Genomic DNA, 18,838 nt, shown 5'->3' on the forward strand with positions numbered 1-18,838 from the left:
AGCCCGACCCATGCACCACACCCCGCTCACCGACGGCTGGACCATCGCCCCCACCGGCGGTCCCGTGCCCGCCGCGATCATCGCCGCCGCACCGCTTCCCGCCACCGTGCCGGGCAGCGTGCACGTCGACCTGCTGGCCGCGGACCTGATCCCGGACCCGTTCCTGGACGCGCACGAGACCGACCTGCGCTGGTTCCACCACACCGACTGGCGCTACACCCGTGACCTGGTGCTCGACCCGCCCGCCCCCGGAGAGCGGATCGACCTGGCCTTCGACGGTTTGGACACCGTCGCCACCGTCGACTACGCGGGCACCGAGCTGCTGCGCACCGCCAACATGCACCGCAGCTACCGGGCTGACGTCCGAGAACTGGCCGACGGCACCGCCCACCCGCTCACGGTCGACCTGCGCTCGGCCACCGCCTACGCCGAGGAGCTGCGCGACCTGCTCGGCGACCGCCCGTCCGCCTACCACCCAGTGCCGTTCAACTTCATCCGCAAGATGGCCTGTTCCTTCGGCTGGGACTGGGGCCCGGACCTGCGCACCGTCGGCATCTGGCGCGGCGTCCGGGTCGAGCGCTGGCACACCGCCCGGCTGGCCGAGGTCCGCCCGCTGATCACCGTCGACGACGACGGCACCGGCCGGATCGAGCTGCACGTCACCGTCGAGCGCTCCGGTCTGGTCGACGCCGCCCCCCTGCCGATCACCGCCGAGATCCTGGGCCACCGCGTCGAGGACACGATCACCGACGACCGCACCGTCCTGCACCTGACCGTCCCGGACGCCCCGCTCTGGTGGCCGGTCGGCTACGGCGACCACCCGCTGCACGACCTGACTGTCACCCTCGGCGATGACCTGGACCGGTGGACCCGCCGGATCGGTTTCCGCACCGTCGAGCTCCGGATCGCCGACGACGAGCACGGCACCTCCTTCGAGCTACTGGTCAACCACCGACCCATCGCCGTGCGCGGTGCGAACTGGATCCCGGACGACCACTTCCTCACCCGGATCACCCGCGAGCGCCTGGACCGTCGACTTGACCAGGCCCTGGGTGCCCGGCTGAACCTGCTGCGGATCTGGGGCGGCGGCATCTACGAGTCCGAGGACTTCTACACCGCCTGCGACGAGCGCGGTCTGCTGGTCTGGCAGGACTTCCTGCTGGCCTGCGCCGCCTACCCCGAGGAGCAGCCGCTGTTCGACGAGTTCGAGGCCGAGGCCCGGGAGAACGTCGCGCGCCTGACCCCGCACCCGTCGCTGGTGATCTGGAACGGCGGCAATGAGAACCTCTGGGGCCACGAGGACTGGGGCTGGAAGCAGCAGCTCGGCGATGCAACCTGGGGTGAGCGCTACGCCGTCGACCTGTTCCGCTCCGTCGTCGCCGAGCTCGACCCGACCCGGCCCTACACCGACAACTCGCCGTACACCCCGGGCCGTCCAGAGCTGCACCCGAACGACCCGGACCACGGCAGCCACCACCAGTGGGAGGTCTGGAACCGGATCGATTACACCGAGTACCGCTCCGAGATCCCCCGGTTCTGCTCCGAGTTCGGCTTCCAGGGACCGCCCACCTGGCGCACCCTCACCGACTGGGTGCACACCGGCGAGGACCCCAAGACCGACCCGGTGTTCTTGATCCACCAGAAGGCCGACGACGGCAACGGCAAACTCGACCGCGGCCTGGCCCCGCACCTCGGTGTGCCGGTGGACTTCCCGGATTGGCACTGGGCCACCCAGCTCAACCAGGCCCGGGCCGTCCAGCACGCCGTCGAGCACTACCGCGGCTGGTGGCCCCGCACCGCCGGGTGGATCGTCTGGCAGCTCAACGACTGCTGGCCCGTCACCTCCTGGGCCGCCGTCGACTCCGAGGAACGCCCGAAGCCACTCTGGTACGCGCTACGCAACGCCGGGGCGGAGCGACTGATCACGGTCCTCGACGGGCAGGCCGTGCTGGTCAACGACACCGACCACCCGTGGGCAGGTGAGCTGGTCCTGCGCCGCCAGCGGCACGACGGTCAGGTCCTCGCCCACGCCACAGTGCCCGTGCAGGTGCCGCCCCGTGCGGTCACCCGCACCCCGCTGTCCGACCTGGGCACCCCGGCCGAACCCGCCGCGCAGGTGCTGGCCATCGAGCTGGGCGACGTGCGCCACCTGCACGCCTTCGTCGAGGACATCGACTCCGCCCTCGACCCCGCCCCGCTGACCGCCTCAGCGCACTCAGTCGACGGCGGCTACCGGGTCGACGTCACCGCCCACTCCACCGCCCTGGCCGTCACCCTGCTGCCCGACCGGCTGGCCCCCGACGCCGTGGTGGACGAGGCCCTGGTCGACCTGCCCGCGGGCGGCACGGCGAGCTTCCTGGTCCGCACCACCGCCGCCCTCGACCCCGCCGATCTCACCCGCTCCCCCGTCCTGCGCACCGCCAATGAGCTGCGCACCGTCCCCACCACCACCGCCCCACCGCTGATCGCCGATGGCCCCGCCATCCCCGGAGGCTTGGTGCGGGTCGCCGATGATGCTGGAATCACCGCATGACGCAGATCGACCTGCCCCTGTCCGCCCTGCGCGAGTACCGCCCCGAGGTGTCCGCACCCGCGGACTTCGACGAGTTCTGGGCCCGCACCCTCGCCGAGGCCCGCCGCCACCAGACGCCGGTCCTCCGACGCCGGGTCGACTCCCCGTTGCGGCTGGTCGACGTGGACGACGTCACCTTCCCCGGATTCGCCGGCGACCCGATCCGCGCCTGGCTGGTCCGCCCCGCCGGCGTCGAGAACCGGCTGCCAGTGATCGTGGAGTTCAACGGCTACAACGGTGGCCGCGGGCTGCCGCACGAGCGTCTGGCCTGGCCCACCGCCGGATACGCGCACCTGTTCGTCGACTCGCGTGGTCAGGGCTCCGGTTGGGGCAGTGGCGGCGACACCCCCGACCCGCACGGTTCCGGACCCGCCGGGCCGGGATTCCTCACCCGCGGCATCCTCGACCCGGAGCAGCACTACTTCCGCCGACTCATCACCGACTGCGTCCGTGCCGTCGACGCGGTGCGCACCCTGGACGGCATCGACCCGGACCGGGTCGTCGCCGCCGGAGGCTCCCAGGGCGGGGGCCTGACCATCGCCGTGGCCGGACTCGTCGACGGGCTCGCCGCCGCCATGCCCGACGTGCCCTTCCTGTGCCACATCGCCCGCGGCGTCGAGGTCTCCGACACCGACCCCTACAGCGAGATCACCCGCTACCTCGCCGTGCACCGCGACCAGGTGGACCAGGTCTTCAACACCCTCGCCTACGTCGACGGCCTGCACCACGCTGCCCGCGCCACCGCCCCATCGCTGTTCTCCGTGGCGCTCCAGGACATGGTCTGCCCGCCCTCGACCGTCTTCGCCACCCACCACGCCTGGGCCGGTCCGTCGACCATCGAGGTCTACCCCTACAACCAGCACGAGGGTGGCGGCGGGCACCACTGGCAGCGCCAGGCCTCCTGGCTGCGGGAGGTACTCGGCAGCTGATGGCGTCCGGGCTGGTGAGCGCTTTCCCAGATGCGCGCCGGAACGATGTGGTGTCCGCTGGAACACGGTGCGGAGCACGACGGCGCCGGGACCGTCCCGGCCGCTGACACCCGCGAAGGAGTCGAGCGATGAAGCGCATCGCAGCAGGCACGACCATCGCCCTCGCCACCCTGGCCCTCGCCACCGCCGTCCCGGCCACCGCCGGCACCACAGCCGCCCCGGTCACACCAACGGCCACCGTGGCCCCCGCCGCCGTGATCGACCAGGACACCGCCGAGGCCACCATCCTCCAACGCACCAACGCCCTGCGCGCCACCGAGAGCAAACCCGCACTGGTCCGCAACAGCGCGATGGACGCCGTCGCCGCCGCCTGGGCCACCCACATGGCCACCACCGGCCAGTTCGCGCACAACCCGAACTACGCCACCCAGATCCCCGCCGGATGGCGCTCCGCCGGGGAGAACATCGCCTGGAACAGCTACGACCCGGTCGCCCTGTACACCCAGTGGGAGAACAGCCCCGGGCACCGCGCCAACATGGTGAACTCCTCCTTCACCGACATCGGCATCGGGGTCGTCCAGTACAACGGGCGGTTCTACGGCGTGCAGGTCTTCGCCGGATACCCGCGCACTGCCTCCTGAACCACGCCGACCAGGGCATCCGCGCCTGTGCGGGTGCCCTGGTCGGCTACCCTGACCGGCGACGCGGGCCAGTAGCTCAGCCGGTTAGAGCAGCGGACTCATAATCCGTCGGTCGTGGGTTCAAGCCCCACCTGGCCTACCACCGCACTCAGCACTCGTCGTAGCGCCAGGACCCGCCCTCGAACACCCACGGCTGGTCCGTCACATTGAGCGAGGCTTCCGAGTACGTGTAGGTCGCGCGCCCCACCGGCCCGTCCACGCTTGCGTCGACAGTCAGCAGCTCCGGGCCTGCGCCGTAGATCGACTGCACCGCCATCAGATTGCCGGTCATCGTCGACACATCCGTGGACGCCGCACACCGGGCAGAGAGCATGCCGTAGATCGTCGTGGCATCCGCGCCGAAGAACGCCGCCGAATAGGCTCGCACCGCCGCGTCCAGCTCCTCCACCGTTCCACTGACCGGCTCCGGCTCGGTCACCTCCGTTTCCGGTTCGACCGTCGGGGACGGCGACTGTGACGTCGTGGGAGTCGAACTGGCAGACGCCGAGGCCTCGACATTCCCCTCATCCCCACCGCAGCCACTCAATCCCAGCGCAGCCACCACGACGACCCCCAGCACAACCGATCGACGCACAGGCCTTCCCTTCTCTACAACCGGACGTGCCCGTCGCACCCCCGCAGCGGCCATCCTCCCAGGTCACGCACAGGGGACACGCTGCCCGGTCCCACGAGCTCGTCAGCAAAGCCCTTTACGGTGGACCCCGTGCCGCTCTTCACCCGTCGCCCCGCCCTGCCCGACCCGCTGCGCCGCAGCCTCGATTTGCCGTCGGACGACAAGATCCTCGCCACCGCGCAGCTGGCCGACGACGGATGGCTGGTCGCCACCCGTCACGCACTGCACGTCCTGCCCTCGACCGGCGAGCGACTGACCCGCCCGTGGGCCGACATCGACCGCGGCACCTTCGACCCCGAGGCCCCGGCGATCACCGTGCACTGGGTCACCGGTGACAGCGACAACTACCCCCTCGCGCCACCGACCCCGGTGAAGTTCGCCCAGACGTTCCGCGAGCGTGTGCAGTCCTCGGTGGTGCACGTGCAGAAGGTCCAGATCCCCGGCGCGGGCACCGTCCAGGTGGCGCTGCGACGCGGGGCGGACGGGAAGCTGCTGACCCAGGTGATCGGCTCCCCGCAGGTCGATCTGACCGATCCGGGCACACTGGCAGTGGTGGACGCAGCCGAGCGCGACGTGCGGGCTGCCGCCGGGCTGCGCGGCTGACCGGCGGGTGTGCAGGAGCACGTGCGGAGTGCTGCTAGAGTTTTCCCCGCACGATCCCTCGTAGCTCAATTGGCAGAGCATCCGACTGTTAATCGGACGGTTACTGGTTCGAGTCCAGTCGAGGGAGCATCCGAACCCCCGTCAGGTGATCCTGGCGGGGGTTCTCCCGTCTCTGGCGCGCGGTGCCTCGCACTGTCCACATCCCCACTGCACTCCACGTCGTCCCCAGCCGTGCCGGGTTCGACTCCGCCCCGAGGGCGTCCCTCTGGCTGACTCGTCTCCGACAGCCCCACTCGGAGAGACGACTCATGATGACCACCGCATTCGCCCCCGCCACCGCCTTGCCCGGCACTACGGTGACCGTGGGATCAGCCGCCCCGGCCCGCCACCACCGACCGCAGGGGCAGCACATGAGCACCGTCGATCCTCCTTCTCCGACCTCTCCCCCGTCGACGTCTCGCCCGTGGTTTCGTCGGCGCGGTCCGCTGCTGGCCACGGCTGCGGGTGTGGCGTTGGCGCTCACCGCCACCGTCGTCGTCATCGATCACCGGATGTCATCCGATCTGGCCACGGCACAGGATGCGTGGGACTCCGCTTCCACCGATCTCCGCGCGGCAGTCGATGACGCCGACGAATTGCTGGCCGAGATTTCCGACCAGGACATGGAGCTCGACACCAGCGACCTGGACGCCGCACTGGTCGACGCCGGAGACCTGCTCGGCACCGCAGTGCAGACGACCAGTTCGCGCCAGGCACGTACTCGCGCTCTGCATGAACGCGCCACCACCGCGACCGCGATCCAGTCCGAGGTCGAGGAGGCTGCCAGCTCATTGCGCACCAACTACCAGGAGCGCCAGCTCGCCCGCGTCACCGCTGACCAGAGCACTGCGCTCCAGAATCTCCGGACGCAGCTCGAGTCCGCGCGGACCCTGCTCGCCGATTCCGAGGGACGCGTGCTCGATGATGCCAACCGGATCGTCCTCGCCGACGCCATCACCACGGCAGAACAGGCGATCGAGGACGCGCCCACGGCCACCGGGATCGAGCACGGACCAGCGATCGAAGCGCTGACCGGGCACATCGACGCGCTGTCCGCCGCCGCCGGGGCGCTCTCGTCCGCTGTCGAGGCAGTCACGGCCGATGTCGCCGCCTGGCAGGCCGAACAGGACCGGATCGCCGCCGAGGCATCCACCCCAGAATCGTCCGAGAGCGGTGACCGCCCGCGACACCCCACCCCCGGCGCGGACAGGAACCCGTCAGGACCGACCAGCACGCCACCACCCGCCGCCGACCCACCGGCCGACACCACCGGCGACGGTGGCTGGGTGGTCGAGGAGGAGACCGACCTCACCGCCTGTGTGGACGAGCACGGCAACGCCTGGTGGTGCTGACCACCGATCCGAGCTACCCGAAGACGAGGGGCCCGGCGCGGCAACGCCGGACCCCTCAGCACGCCGACACCGATCCCCCGACAGAGGACGAGCATTCATGCGAGCGAGAACATCGTGGCATGCCCACACACCGGGCAGAGCCCTGACCACCATCCTGATCGGCGCGACGCTGGCCTGTACTGGCTTCGCGCTCACGTCGCCGGCCGCCATGCCGGTCGCTGCGGCCACGCAGGGCACTGTGGGGCAGGGCATCCACGTGCCGATCCCCGGCTACGGCGAGTCCTGGTTGGGCGCGTTCGAGGTGCCCACCGGAGCTGACGGGGCTATGTCCTGGTGCATCCAGATGTGGGTGGCACCCGGGGTGGGCGCACCACCGCTGACCGTGGATGCCCATGACGACCCGGTCCTGGCCTGGCTGATCGAGACCTATGCCGACCCGAATGACCGGCTGGCTCAGGCCGCGATCGCCTACACCGTGCATCAGCGCGCGGAGGTGCCCGGGGTGGTCGCGAACGGGGACGTCGAGCGCGCCAAGCAACTGCTCGCCGACGCCACCCCGGCTGAGGTGCGTGACCTGTCCGCCCAGATGGTGGCCACCGCGACCGCCCAGGCCGGGCCGTATGCCGACCCAACGCCGACGGTGGATGCCAGCGATCTGCGTTTCGGCACGATCACGAACCTGGGCGTCACCGGGGCGAATGGCGGGTGGGTGCCCGGCCTGAATGGCACGGTCGAGCTGATGGAACGCGATGACGCGGGCACGTTGATCCCGACGGACCGCGCGGTCTTCGACCTCAACGACAACGACAAGGCCGACCCCGGCGAGACCAACACTTGGACCGGGACGACCCCGGAGGGCCCGCTGACCCTGCACTACGTCGCGACCGGGATCGGGGACGTGGTAGCCCGGGCCCGATTCGATGGCCTGCGCACGATGAAGCTGGCGTACTACGGCATGGACGGCAAGAAGCAGGACAACCTGTCGCTGTCCCCCGGGCTGCCCGGCGACCCCACCGAGCGCACCGGTGAGACCGAGGAGTTCCCCGTCGCGGACGGCTTCCGAGTGACCGGCGTGTCCCAGGTCGAGGCGAAAATCCTCGATGAGGGCGACCAGGCCTGTGACCAGCTCACACTCGCCGCCACACCGGACACCACCTGGCTCCCCGTCGGCGGAGCACCCGTCACCGTGCCGCTGGTGGCGACGCTCTGGCAGGTCGGCACACAGCCGGTCACCCCGACTGAGACAACCCCGGACACCGCCACCGTCCTCGCCGAGATTCCGGTGCAGGCCACCGGACCCGGCACATACCGGGCCTGCGCCGACACCGACGTGGACCCGGCGATGCTCACCTGGCAGTGGCGCACCGACAGTGACGCCATGCCCGACGATCTGAGGCCGCTGCTGTTGGAGGAGTGGCAGGACACTTTCGGGCTCGCGGCGGAGACCAGCTCGCGGCGGCACACCCCGGAGGTGGTGACCAGCCTCAGCGTCCGCACCACCGCCGGCGGACTGCGCCTGGTCGATGAGCTCTGGGCCGAGGGCTACCCCGATGACCACGGTGAGTTCACCGGCGGTTCGGGCTTCGGTGGGGACCACCCGGACGAGGTCACCGAACTCTGGTTCTTCCCCGAGGGCACGACACCCACCGACCAGGACCTGGAATCTCACGGCACCCTGATCGGCTCAGTGCGCCGCGACCCGGTGAACGGCTACCAGTCCCTGTCCACACCGGACCTTGCTTGGCCGCAGAGTGACGTGGACGCCGACGCTGACGGCGTGCTCGACCCCCTACCCGGCATCGTGGCTGCCCGCACCCAGTTCAGCGGCGACGACCGCACCCGACCGTTCACCACCTCGGTCACCGACCCCACCGAGCAGGTCACCGTCCTGACCCCAGCGCCGGAATCCGTCCCGCTGGCGGTCAGCACCGCGATCCAACCCGACGCCGAGGTCGCCCCTGGTGCTGATCTGCACCTCCAGGACGCCACCGAGGTCACCGGCACGGTGCCGGAGGGCGGACTCCTGCTCACCAACGAGCTGTACCGCTGGACCGGAGAGACCGCGCTGTGTTCCCCCGAGACCCTGATCGCCAGCAGTGACCCGATCACCGTCACCGCGGCGGGCCAGTACCTTTCAACACCGGTCGCGATCACGGCCGAGCCCGGTGTCTTCTACGGCTACGCCGAGACGGTCCGCACGTCTGAGGGCAGGCTCGTCCATCGCGGCGAGTGCGGGGCCAGCACCGAGACCATCCGCGTCCCAGCCCTCCCCGAGGTGGAGACCACCGCCCACGCCAGCTCCGACAGCCCGACCGTCGGCGACGAGCTCTGGGACACCATCGCCTGGCGCGGGGACATCCCCACCGGTTCCAGCACCTCCGCGGAGCTGTTCCGCGTTCCGGAGGGACAGGCCCTGACCTGCACACCGGACACCCTGATCTGGACCTCAGCGGAGCTGCCCATCCAGGACAGCCGCGGCAGCGCCGACACCGACCGGTTCCGCACCACCGAGCCCGGCACCTACGGCTTCGTGGAGACGACCCGGGGCCCGGACGGCACCGTGCTCAGCACCGGCGAGTGCGGCGATCCGGCGGAGACCCTCACGGTGGCGGACGCTCCCCCGGCCACGCCGTTTGGGGCCCTGGCCACGACGGGAACGGCGCTGCCCGCGCTGCTGGCCACCACATTGGCGGCGCTGATCACCGGTGTGGTGACGCTGAGTGTTCGCCACCGGCACCACCGAGCACTGCCTGGCCGCTCGGGTGGGGTGCACCTCGCCCGTCGCTTCGCCTGAGCTGTCTGCTGGGTGCGGCGTGTGCCGCACCCAGCATGGTGTCGCCGACCATTCGGCCAAGCTCAGGACTGAACGGCCATGGCCACCGATTCCACGGTGGTGTCAGGCGCTCTCCCGCAGCATCCGGCGCCGGTCCTCCGCCGCCAACAACTGCTGGAACAACTCCCGCTGCGCATCCGGCTCTGCCACCGCGTCCATCCGCTGTAACCGTCCGCGCAGGTCCGCGATGTGTCGGGTCAACGCCAGCTCCACCAGGGCCATCACCAGGCCCCGGGCGTACTCCGGGAGCTTGTCCGGGCGGTCCTCCGGGATGGGCTCGACAGCCAGGCGGGTGATGAGCGAGTGCACCGGTCCGGCCGCCTGCTCCCGCACCGCCTCGACCCAGGCGGCCGGCCCGTGCTGACCGGCGAGCACCTTCGCCTGTGCGGCTCCCCCGGCTGCACGGATGGCGGTGTGCACCGCGCGGTACGCGGGGGCGCTGAAGGTCTCCGGTTCCAGGTGGTCGAACTCGACCGGGACCAGCTCGGGCAGCTGCAACACGACCTCGAGGGCGCGCCGTTCGGTGGTGGCCACCGGGTCGCGCGGGTCGGGCATCGGCATCTGGGCCACCGGGATGGCGGCCGTCTGGTTCGGGCTACGGCCCTCGTCCATGGCACCAGGTCGACCGCTCTCGCCACCAGCGGGCCCCGGACGCTGACCAGGGCCACCGGGTCGACGGTCGGCGGCGGAGCGGGCGGCCGCAGCACGCACCGCCTGCTGCACCGGTCGCAGCTCCATCCCCAACCAGCCGGCCAACTCCCGGGTGTAGCCCTCACGCAGGTCGGACCGCGGGATGCCGGCCACCGTGGGGGCGGTCTCCCGCAGCGCACCGGCCCGACCCTCGACCGTGCTCAGGTCGTAATCGGCGAGCTGTCGGCGCATGACAAACCGGAACAGCGGCGGTGGCGCGTCCACCAGGGCTCGCACGGCGTCCGGACCCTTACGTTGGCGCAGGTCGCAGGGGTCCATGCCCTCGTCGGCGACGGCGACGTAGGCGGGAACACCGAGCACACCCTGCTGCTCATGTGCCTTCATCGCGGCCTTCTGACCGGCCTCGTCACCGTCGAAGGTGAAGACCACCGCGCCCTTGTCCCCGACATCGCCCATCAGACGTCGGACGATCCGGGCGTGCTCCGAGCCGAAGGCGGTGCCGCAGGTGGCGATGGCGGTGCCGACGCCGGACAGGTGCATGGCCATCACATCGGTGTAGCCCTCGACCACCACGACCTTCTTGGTCTTGGCGATCTCCCGCTTGGCGAGGTCGATGCCGTAGAGCACGTGGGATTTCTTGTAGAGGACGGTCTCAGGGGTGTTGAGGTACTTGGGGCCCTGGTCCTCGTCGTAGAGCCGCCGCGCGCCGAATCCCACGGTGTCGCCGGTGACCTCACGGATCGGCCAGATCAGTCGACCGCGGAACCGGTCGTAGATCCCGCGACCGCCCTGGCTCATCAGGCCACTGGCGATGAGTTCCTTGTCGGTGAACCCGCGACCGCGCAGGTGGCGGAGCAGGTGGTCCCAGCCCTGCGGGGCGTAGCCGATCCCGAACTGTTCGGCGGCGGAACGGTCGAACCCGCGTCCGGCCAGGAAGTCCCGGGCCACCGCAGCGCCGGGGGTGAGCAGTTGCTCGGCGAAGTACTCCGCCGACACCCGGTGGGCCTCCAGCAGGCGCTGACGGGTGCCGGGCTCTATACCGGGCCGCGGGCCTCCGCCCTCCTCGTAGCGCAGCTGCACTCCGACCCGTCCGGCCAGATACTCGACGGCTTCGGCGAAGGGCAGTCCGTCGACCTTCTGCACGAAGTCGATGACGTCGCCGCCCTCACCACAGCCGAAGCAGTGGTACAGCCCGACCTGGGGGCGGACGTGGAAGGAGGGGGTGCGCTCGTCGTGGAACGGGCACAGGCCTTTCATGGAGCCGACGCCGGCGGTCTTCAGCGTGACCTGCTCGCCGACGATGTCCTCGATCCGGGCACGCTCGCGGACTGTCTCCACGTCCTCCCGCCGGATCCGTCCTGCCACGGGTTGATCCTAGGCCGTCGCCAGGCCGTCCAGGACCGACGATCAACCCACTGGGGACCGCCCCCATGACGCACACGACGGCCGCCGCCCCACCGGGGGACGACGGCCGTCGATGCCGAGCTCAGCGGGAGGTCAGGACTCCATGTCCATGACGATCCGGCCGTCGATCTTGCCCTGCTCCATCTCGGTGAAGATGTCGTTGATGTCGGCCAGCGGGCGGACCGTGTAGGTCGGGTTGATCTTGCCCCGGGCGAAGAACTCCACCGCCTCGGCCATGTCCTTGCGGGTGCCGACGATCGAGCCGCGGACGGTCAGACCGAAGAGCACCGTGGTGAAGATGTCCAGCGGGAACTTCTCCGGGGGCAGGCCCACCAGGGAGACGGTGCCACCCCGACGCAGCGCGCCGACGGCCTGCGGGAAGGCGTGGGCGTTGACCGCCGTGACCAGCGCACCGTGCACGCCACCGCCGGTGAGCTCCTGGAGCTCGGCAGCCGGGTCGGCGGAGGTCCGGGCGTTCACGGTGACCTCGGCGCCGTGCTTGCGGGCCAGGGCCAGCTTCTCGTCGTCGACGTCCACGGCGGCGACGCGACGGCCCATGGCGACCGCGTACTGCACGGCGATGTGGCCGAGACCACCGATGCCGGAGATCAGCACCCACTCACCGGGCTTGGTGTCGGTCTGCTTCAGGCCCTTGTAGACGGTGACGCCGGCGCACAGGATCGGGGCGACCGCGGCCAGGTCGACACCCTCCGGGATCAGCGGGGCGTAGCGGGCGTCGACCAGCATGTACTGGCCGAAGGAACCGTCGACCGAGTAGCCGCCGTTCTCCTGCTTGGGACAGAGGGTCTCCCAGCCGGTCTCGCAGTACTCGCACTCGCCGCACGCGCTCCACAGCCAGGCGTTGCCGACCATGTCGCCGACCTTGACGCGGGTGACCTGGTCGCCAACGGCCACGACCTCGCCGACGCCCTCGTGACCGGGAACGAACGGAGCAGTGGGCTTGACCGGCCAGTCGCCGTGGGCGGCGTGCAGGTCGGTGTGGCACACACCGGTGTAGCGGACCTTGACCAGGGCCTCGTTCGGACCGGGGGTCGGCACGGGGATCTCGTCGATGCTCAGCGGCTTTGCGAGCTCACGAACGACAGCTGCCTTCATCGTGCTCATGGTTCCTCCGAAGGTTCTCGGTTGCGCGGGGTGTCCGCTTTTACCCATTTCAGCCGGTGGAACGCGCTGGCGCATGGGACTTCGTGCCCGGACCGTGACTCATCCGCCGATCTGAGTCCCAGATCACAGTCGACTAGGGCGATTCGAGGGCGAACCTCAGTACCGGGGCGGCGGGGCCAGGCGGGCGTGCCAGGCCGCGGCGGAGACATCAGTGAGTGAGGCCACCTGATCGATGACCACGCGCAGGCGAGCGTCATCGTCGGCAGCGGCACGCCAGTCGGCGGCGAAGGGTGGTTCGAGGCTGACCGGGGCGCGGTCGGCGAGCACGTGCACCAGATCGGCCAGGATCTCCCGCTGGCGCTGGTAGAGCGGCTCCAACTCGCGCGGGGCCATCACATAGGCGACGGCGAGCCCCTTGAGCACCAGGATCTCCGCGGTGGTGGCGGTGGGCACGATCAGGTCGGCGGCGTAGCGGGTCAGCGGTCCGGGGCCGTAGACCTCGCGAGTGGCGAGCTGTGCGGCCCGGGCGAAGCGGCCGATCAGCTGGCTGGTGGTGTTCTTCAGCGCCGCGAGCGCCGGGCGACTGCCGTCGAATCCGGTCCGCCACAACTCGGCATGCACCAGGCGGTCCATCGCCGCCTCCAGACCGGCGGCGTCGATGGCGTCGCCGTACCAGGTGTGGATCGCGTCGATCAGCCGGGCCCGCTCCTCCGGCTGGGACAGCACCCCGAGGTCGAACCGGCCGCCGACCACCGCGTCCTCGACGTCGTGCACCGAGTAGGAGATGTCATCGGCCAGGTCCATCACCTGAGCTTCCAGACACTTGCGACCCGCCGGAGCATCACCGCGCAACCAGTCGAAGACCGGCTGGTCGTCGGCATAGACCCCGAATTTGTGGGTGGGCCTGCCACTGGTGGCGCTGATCGGGCCGTCGCCGGCCGCCCAGGGGTACTTCACCGAGGCGTCCAAGCTGGCTCGGGTCAGGTTGAGTCCGGCAGTGCGGCCATCGTCGGCGATCACCTTGGGCTCGAGCCGGGTCAGCAGGCGCAGTGTCTGAGCATTGCCCTCGAACCCGCCGATGTCTCGGGCCAGGTGTGCCAGTGCGCGCTCTCCGTTGTGCCCGAACGGCGGGTGGCCGAGGTCGTGCGCCAGGCAAGCAGTGTCGACCACATCCGGGTCGCAGCCGAGGGCCTTGCCGATCTCACGGCCGACCTGGGCGACCTCCAGGGTGTGGGTGAGCCGGGTCCGGATGAAGTCGTCGGAGCTGGGGCCGAGCACCTGGGTCTTGGCACCGAGTCGGCGCAGCGCCGAGGAGTGCACCAGACGCCCGCGATCACGCTCGAAGGGGCTGCGGGCACGCGACTTCGGAGCCTCCGGGACCCACCGTTCCCGGTCGGCCTCGGTGTAGCCGTCGGGAAGGTCGCTGCTGCTCACAGGCCCAGCCTAATCAACACGCTCCCCCACCCCCGTGCTCACCCGTGGGCCGCCCCGCGCCGAGGGGGCAGTTCTTGAGACGATTCGAGCGAATTCAGCATCAGAAAGTGACTCCTCGACGATGAAGAGGGGCTGGGCAGGCACGAGGGGGCGGAGAGTGAGGGTTCGGCCAGCTCAGCCCAGCCGCCAGACCTGGACGCTCGGGCCCGGTGTCGTCACCGTCAGGTCCGCGCCCAGAACAGCGTTGCCGTAGACGTTCGTGGGCTGACCCATCGACTGCGGCAGCACGCGCCCGGACCACGGCCCGCGGGTCGCCAGGATCAACAGCCGCTCCTCCGCGGTCTCCCGCAGGTAACCCAGCGCGTCGTCCTCGACCAGCACCCAGCGCAGTCCGCCCTCGCGCAGTGCCCGGTGTCCGGCGCGCAACGCGATCAGCCGCTGGTAGAGCGCGAAGGTGTCGCCGTCCCAGTCCGGGCCGTCACCGGCGGCGATCTGCTCCCAGGGCATGGTGACCCGGGCGTGCTCGCCGTTGGTGCCGACCGCGCCACCCTCGTCCCCAGCGAAGACCACCGGCGTTCCCGGGTAGGTGAACAGCAGCCCGGCGGCGACCTCGACCTTCGCCCGACCGCCCAGGATGGTCCGGATGCGCGCGGTGTCGTGGGAGCCGAGCAGGTTCCACTGCCGGGTGGTCACGCTCCACGGCACCGCCGCGCCGAAGGCCCGCATGGCGGCGACGACCTCGGGTCCGCGCCGGTGCGGGATCGGGGTGGGCAGCTCGACGTAGCGGACACCGGGGGCCTCGCCCGCCAGCCAGCTCCAGATCGGGCGGGTGAAGCCGGAGTAGTTCATGGTGCCGTGCCAGCCACCGGCCACCAGGTCGGCACCGGCATCGTGAAAGTGCTCAGCGATCAGCACCCCGTCCGGCCGGGTCGCCTCGATGGTGGCGCGCAGCTCGCGGGACACCTGGTGGGTGAGGTCGTCCGCACCCTGGCGTCCGGTCATGTTGGCGACGTCGATCCGCCACCCGTCCAGGCCCATCGGATCGGCCAGGTAGCGGGTGACCACCTCGGCCATCCGGGTCGTCAACGCCGGGGCGTTGTGGTTGAGCTTGGGCAGTGAGGCGTGCCCGAGCCAGCCGACGTACCCGGGGGCGGTGTCGGTCCAGTAGTAGAAGGATCGCTCCGGGGCGTCCGGGTGTGCCTGCGCGCGCAGGAACCAGTCGTGGGCGGCACCGGTGTGATTGGTGGTGAGGTCCCCGACGATCCGCATCCCACGCCGGTGCACCGCAGCCGAGAGTGAGACCAGTGCTTCGTCGCCGCCGAGCAGCGGGTCGATCATGTCGAAGGTCGAGGCGTCGTAGCGGTGGTTCGAACGGCCCGGGAAGGACGGCGTCAGGTACAGGGTGGTGACGCCGAGGCGTTCCAGATGGTCGAGGTGCTCCTCGATCCCGGTCAGGTCACCGCCGTAGAACTGGGTGCCGGTGCCCGGTCCGCCGCCGATGGGCTCGTCGCCCCAGGCGGCGGGCAGCGCCCAGTCGGGGGTCGGACGGTGGTCGGCACCGGCCGAGCGGGCGAACCGGTCGGGGAAGACCTGGTAGACCACGGCATCGCGCGCCCACTGCGGTCCCGGCTCCGTGGTGGAGAGTCGGAAGTCGGCGGCGTCGGTGACATCGCGGGCGATCAGGCCCTCACCGTTCAGCCAGGCCTGTCCGCCGTCGTACTGGGGGCCGACCAGCAGGAACCGGTACTGCGTGACGGGATTGGTCATCGGGAGGTCGGCGGTGAACCAGTGCTCGCCGTGGGTCTGCCCGTCGTGCCGGGCGGGGTACACCCGCGGTTCGCCGTCCTCGACCACCCGCAGCCACACCGACTCCGGGGCATGGCCAGGAACCCGGAGTCGGACCGGCACGATGTCGCCCAGCCGCGGCGTGCCCGCCGGGACGTACAGCGCGGACCCGTCGTGATGCGGCTGGAGCACGGATCACCCCTTCACAGAACCGGCGGTCAGGCCGCCGACGATGTACTTCTGCAGGAAGAGGAACAGCAGCAGCACCGGCAGCGCGGCGATCACCGCACCGGCGGCGAACACACCCCAGTTGGCGGCCAGCTGGTCGGAGACCATCGAGTACAGCCCGACCGCCACGGTCCAACTGGACTCGGCGGGCAGCAGGATTCGGGCCACGATGAACTCGCCGAAGGTGCTGATGAAGGCCAGCAGCGTCACCACGGCCAGGATCGGTGCGACCAGGCGCAGGATGATCGTCCAGTAGATCTGTGCGTGGCTGGCACCGTCGATCTTGGCGGCCTCGTCCAGCTCGCGCGGGATGGTGTTGAAGAAGCCGTACATCAAGAAGGTGTTCGACCCCAGCGCCCCACCGAGGTACACCGCGATCAGCCCGAGCTTGCCGTTCAGCCCCAGCGCGGGGAAGACCTCGCCCAGGCCGAGCACCAGCAGGAAGATCGCGACGAAGGCGAGCATCTGCGGGAACATCTGGATGATCAGCAGCCCGGTCAGCGAGGCGCGCCGCCCGCTGAAGCGGAACCGGCTGAAGGCGTAGGCCGCGGCGGCTCCCAGCAGCATCGCGCCCACCGAGGCAGTAATGGAGATGACCAACGAGTTGCCCAGCCAGGTCCAGAACTTGGTGGCGTTCAGGGACTCGAAGTTGCTGCCGGACACCTCGGAGAACAACGCATTCGATCCGGTCAGCGTGCCGCCGGAGGACAGCGAGGCCGACACCAGGTACACCAGCGGGAACGCCGCGTAGATCACGAAGATCACGCCGATCAGGTGGCGCCAGCCCAGCTCACGGGTCCACCGACCGAAGGACATCCGGGTGTGGTCAGAAGCAGTCGTCGCGGACATCAGTTGATCTCCTCCAGCTGACGGGTCTTGCGGAAGGCCAGGGCCGAGATCCCACCGACGATCACGAAGATCATGATCGACAGCGCGCTGGCCAGGCCGTAGTTCCTCGCGCCGCTGCCGTCTACTCCGGCGATGTTGTAGACCATCGAGATCAGGATGTCGGTATGGCCCAGGGGCACGGAAGCGTCGGCGAACCGTGGCCCGCCGCCGGTCAGCATGTAGATCAACGTGAAGTTGTTGAAGTTGAAGGCGAAGCTGCTGATCAGCAGCGGCGTGGTGGACACCAGCAGCAGCGGCATGGTGACCGATCGGAAGGCCCGCCACGGACTGGCACCGTCGATCTTGGCTGCCTCCATCACATCGCCGGGCAGCGACTGAAGAGCGCCGGTGCAGATCAGGAACATGTACGGGAAGCCGAGCCAGAGGTTCACGCCCAGCACCGCGAGTTTGGCCAGCACCGGATCGGTCAGCCAGCCGATGTTGGCCCCACCGAGGATCACCTCGTTGATGAAGCCGAACTTCCGGTTCAGCATGCCGGCCCACAGCAGCGCCCCGAGGAACCCGGGGATGGCGTACGGGAGGATCAGCAGCGTCCGGTAGATCTTGCGGCCGCGCAGGCGGGTGTCGTTGAAGACGATCGCCAGGAACAATCCGAGCAGGAACGTGGTGGCCACTGAGCCGATGGCGAAGGCGAAGGTCCAGGCGAGGATCTTCCAGAACGGTCCGGCGTAGCGGCTGTCGGTGAAGGCGGTGGTGAAGTTCTCCCCGCCGACGAACACGCGCCAGCCGACGGCCAGGGTGCTGCCGTCCTCGGCCTCGAACTGTCCGCGGTCGTTCGGGGTGTAGACGGTCCCGGTGGTGGAGTCGGTCATGGTGTCCGCGTCGGCGTCGTAGTGCAGCGTCGACTCGGCGACATACCCGGTGCGGGCGTCCTGGGTGCGGATCGAACCGTCGTTCGGGTCGTCGGAGACCGGCACCCGCAGGCTGGTCACCTCGTCCTGACGCTCGAGCACGGCGGTGCGGTCCAGCACGTCGTAGCCGGGCACCGCGGTGACGATGCCGGAGTCGACGGTGGCGTCGACCTCGTTCAGCGGGTCCTCGGCGGTGCCCACCCGGACGTCGCCGTCGGAGTCCAGCACCGCGAAGCCGAGCTCATCCCCGGCGGTGACCACGGTGAGTGGGTAGGTCTCGGTGCCGTCCACTCGGCGCTCGTTCTGCGCCAGCAACGCCTCGATGGCCTGACCCTTGGTGGAGTTGTGGCCGTCGCCGTAGTTGGTGAACGCGACGTAGCCCGTGTAGGCCATCACGTAGACCTGGTAGACGAAGAGGAACACCAGGCCGGGCAGGATGTACTTCAGCGGCAGCGCCTTCTTGGCGAAGTACACCCAGTTGGCGATGAGCAGCAGCACCACCATCGAGGTGAGGATGCCCCAGGCCTCCTGACCCCAGGCGGCGAGGATGCCGTACACCCCGAAGGCGTCGATCAGGGCGATCAGCACCAGCTTGACGATGAAGCCGGGGCGGAAGTCGCGGGCGTGGGAGCTGTCCGCGTTGCGACCGCGGCGGCGCGCGGACGGCGCCGCGGGGTCGGCGTCAGGCTCGACCACGCGAGCTTCGGGGGTGGGCATCGGTGCCTCCGGGCGGTTCTACGACTGTCGGGGTGGAGCTGGCGCGGCCGGTGCGGAGGATCGCTCCCCCGCACCGGCCGCGTGGATGGCGG

Annotated in this window: 13 protein-coding genes and 2 tRNA genes; 8 read left to right on the top strand and 7 right to left on the bottom strand. The window is 70.2% G+C overall.

Annotated features, from left to right (window positions below; translation table 11 throughout):
- Positions 1-10 precede the first annotated feature (10 nt).
- The 4 genes from AB0N78_RS03245 to AB0N78_RS03260 all read left to right on the top strand — a co-directional run bounded on the left by AB0N78_RS03245 (position 11) and on the right by AB0N78_RS03260 (position 4,284).
- Entirely contained in the window at positions 11-2,533 is a 2,523-nt protein-coding gene (locus tag AB0N78_RS03245) for a glycoside hydrolase family 2 protein (RefSeq protein ID WP_363385772.1), read from the top strand.
- A complete protein-coding gene (locus AB0N78_RS03250; protein WP_363385775.1) occupies positions 2,530-3,501 on the top strand; it encodes an acetylxylan esterase in 972 nt (323 codons plus the stop codon). The genes AB0N78_RS03245 and AB0N78_RS03250 overlap by 4 nt, the downstream gene beginning before the upstream one ends.
- Positions 3,502-3,629: 128 nt before the next feature.
- The gene (locus tag AB0N78_RS03255; RefSeq protein WP_363385777.1) at positions 3,630-4,142 is read left to right on the top strand and encodes a CAP domain-containing protein; all 513 of its coding nucleotides are present in this window, start codon (positions 3,630-3,632) and stop codon (positions 4,140-4,142) included.
- Between the two features lie 65 nt (positions 4,143-4,207).
- Positions 4,208-4,284 (top strand) — tRNA-Ile (locus AB0N78_RS03260).
- Between the two features lie 6 nt (positions 4,285-4,290).
- Here the strand turns inward: AB0N78_RS03260 and AB0N78_RS03265 are convergent.
- On the bottom strand, positions 4,291-4,620 hold the full coding sequence (locus tag AB0N78_RS03265; protein WP_363385781.1) for a hypothetical protein: 330 nt from the start codon (positions 4,618-4,620) through the stop codon (positions 4,291-4,293).
- Between the two features lie 285 nt (positions 4,621-4,905).
- Here AB0N78_RS03265 and AB0N78_RS03270 point away from each other — a divergent pair, with 285 nt between their 5' ends.
- From AB0N78_RS03270 to AB0N78_RS03285, 4 genes are all read left to right on the top strand, one after another.
- On the top strand, positions 4,906-5,418 hold the full coding sequence (locus AB0N78_RS03270) for a hypothetical protein (RefSeq protein WP_363385784.1): 513 nt from the start codon (positions 4,906-4,908) through the stop codon (positions 5,416-5,418).
- A gap of 54 nt (positions 5,419-5,472) precedes the next feature.
- A tRNA-Asn gene (locus AB0N78_RS03275) sits at positions 5,473-5,545 on the top strand.
- A gap of 184 nt (positions 5,546-5,729) precedes the next feature.
- Complete coding sequence (locus AB0N78_RS03280; protein ID WP_363385787.1) at positions 5,730-6,809, top strand: hypothetical protein; 1,080 nt, start codon at positions 5,730-5,732, stop codon at positions 6,807-6,809.
- Positions 6,810-6,906: 97 nt separating this feature from the next.
- A complete protein-coding gene (locus AB0N78_RS03285; RefSeq protein WP_363385789.1) occupies positions 6,907-9,603 on the top strand; it encodes a hypothetical protein in 2,697 nt (898 codons plus the stop codon).
- Positions 9,604-9,705: 102 nt separating this feature from the next.
- Here the strand turns inward: AB0N78_RS03285 and dnaG are convergent, their stop codons facing one another.
- The 6 genes from dnaG to AB0N78_RS03315 all read right to left on the bottom strand — a co-directional run bounded on the left by dnaG (position 9,706) and on the right by AB0N78_RS03315 (position 18,746).
- On the bottom strand, positions 9,706-11,658 hold the full coding sequence (gene dnaG / locus AB0N78_RS03290) for a DNA primase (RefSeq protein WP_363385792.1): 1,953 nt from the start codon (positions 11,656-11,658) through the stop codon (positions 9,706-9,708).
- Positions 11,659-11,790: 132 nt separating this feature from the next.
- On the bottom strand, positions 11,791-12,822 hold the full coding sequence (adhP, locus tag AB0N78_RS03295; RefSeq protein ID WP_363385795.1) for an alcohol dehydrogenase AdhP: 1,032 nt from the start codon (positions 12,820-12,822) through the stop codon (positions 11,791-11,793).
- Between the two features lie 156 nt (positions 12,823-12,978).
- Entirely contained in the window at positions 12,979-14,256 is a 1,278-nt protein-coding gene (locus AB0N78_RS03300; RefSeq protein ID WP_363385798.1) for a deoxyguanosinetriphosphate triphosphohydrolase, read from the bottom strand.
- Between the two features lie 174 nt (positions 14,257-14,430).
- Entirely contained in the window at positions 14,431-16,233 is a 1,803-nt protein-coding gene (locus AB0N78_RS03305) for a glycoside hydrolase family 13 protein (protein ID WP_363385801.1), read from the bottom strand.
- Positions 16,234-16,236: 3 nt separating this feature from the next.
- A complete protein-coding gene (locus tag AB0N78_RS03310; protein WP_363385804.1) occupies positions 16,237-17,118 on the bottom strand; it encodes a sugar ABC transporter permease in 882 nt (293 codons plus the stop codon).
- Complete coding sequence (locus tag AB0N78_RS03315; protein WP_363385807.1) at positions 17,118-18,746, bottom strand: ABC transporter permease subunit; 1,629 nt, start codon at positions 18,744-18,746, stop codon at positions 17,118-17,120. Before AB0N78_RS03315 ends, AB0N78_RS03310 begins: the two co-directional genes overlap by 1 nt.
- Positions 18,747-18,838 lie beyond the last annotated feature (92 nt).

Origin of the sequence: Cellulomonas sp. NPDC089187, from assembly GCF_040685135.1 — a bacterium.
GTDB lineage: Bacteria > Actinomycetota > Actinomycetes > Actinomycetales > Cellulomonadaceae > Cellulomonas.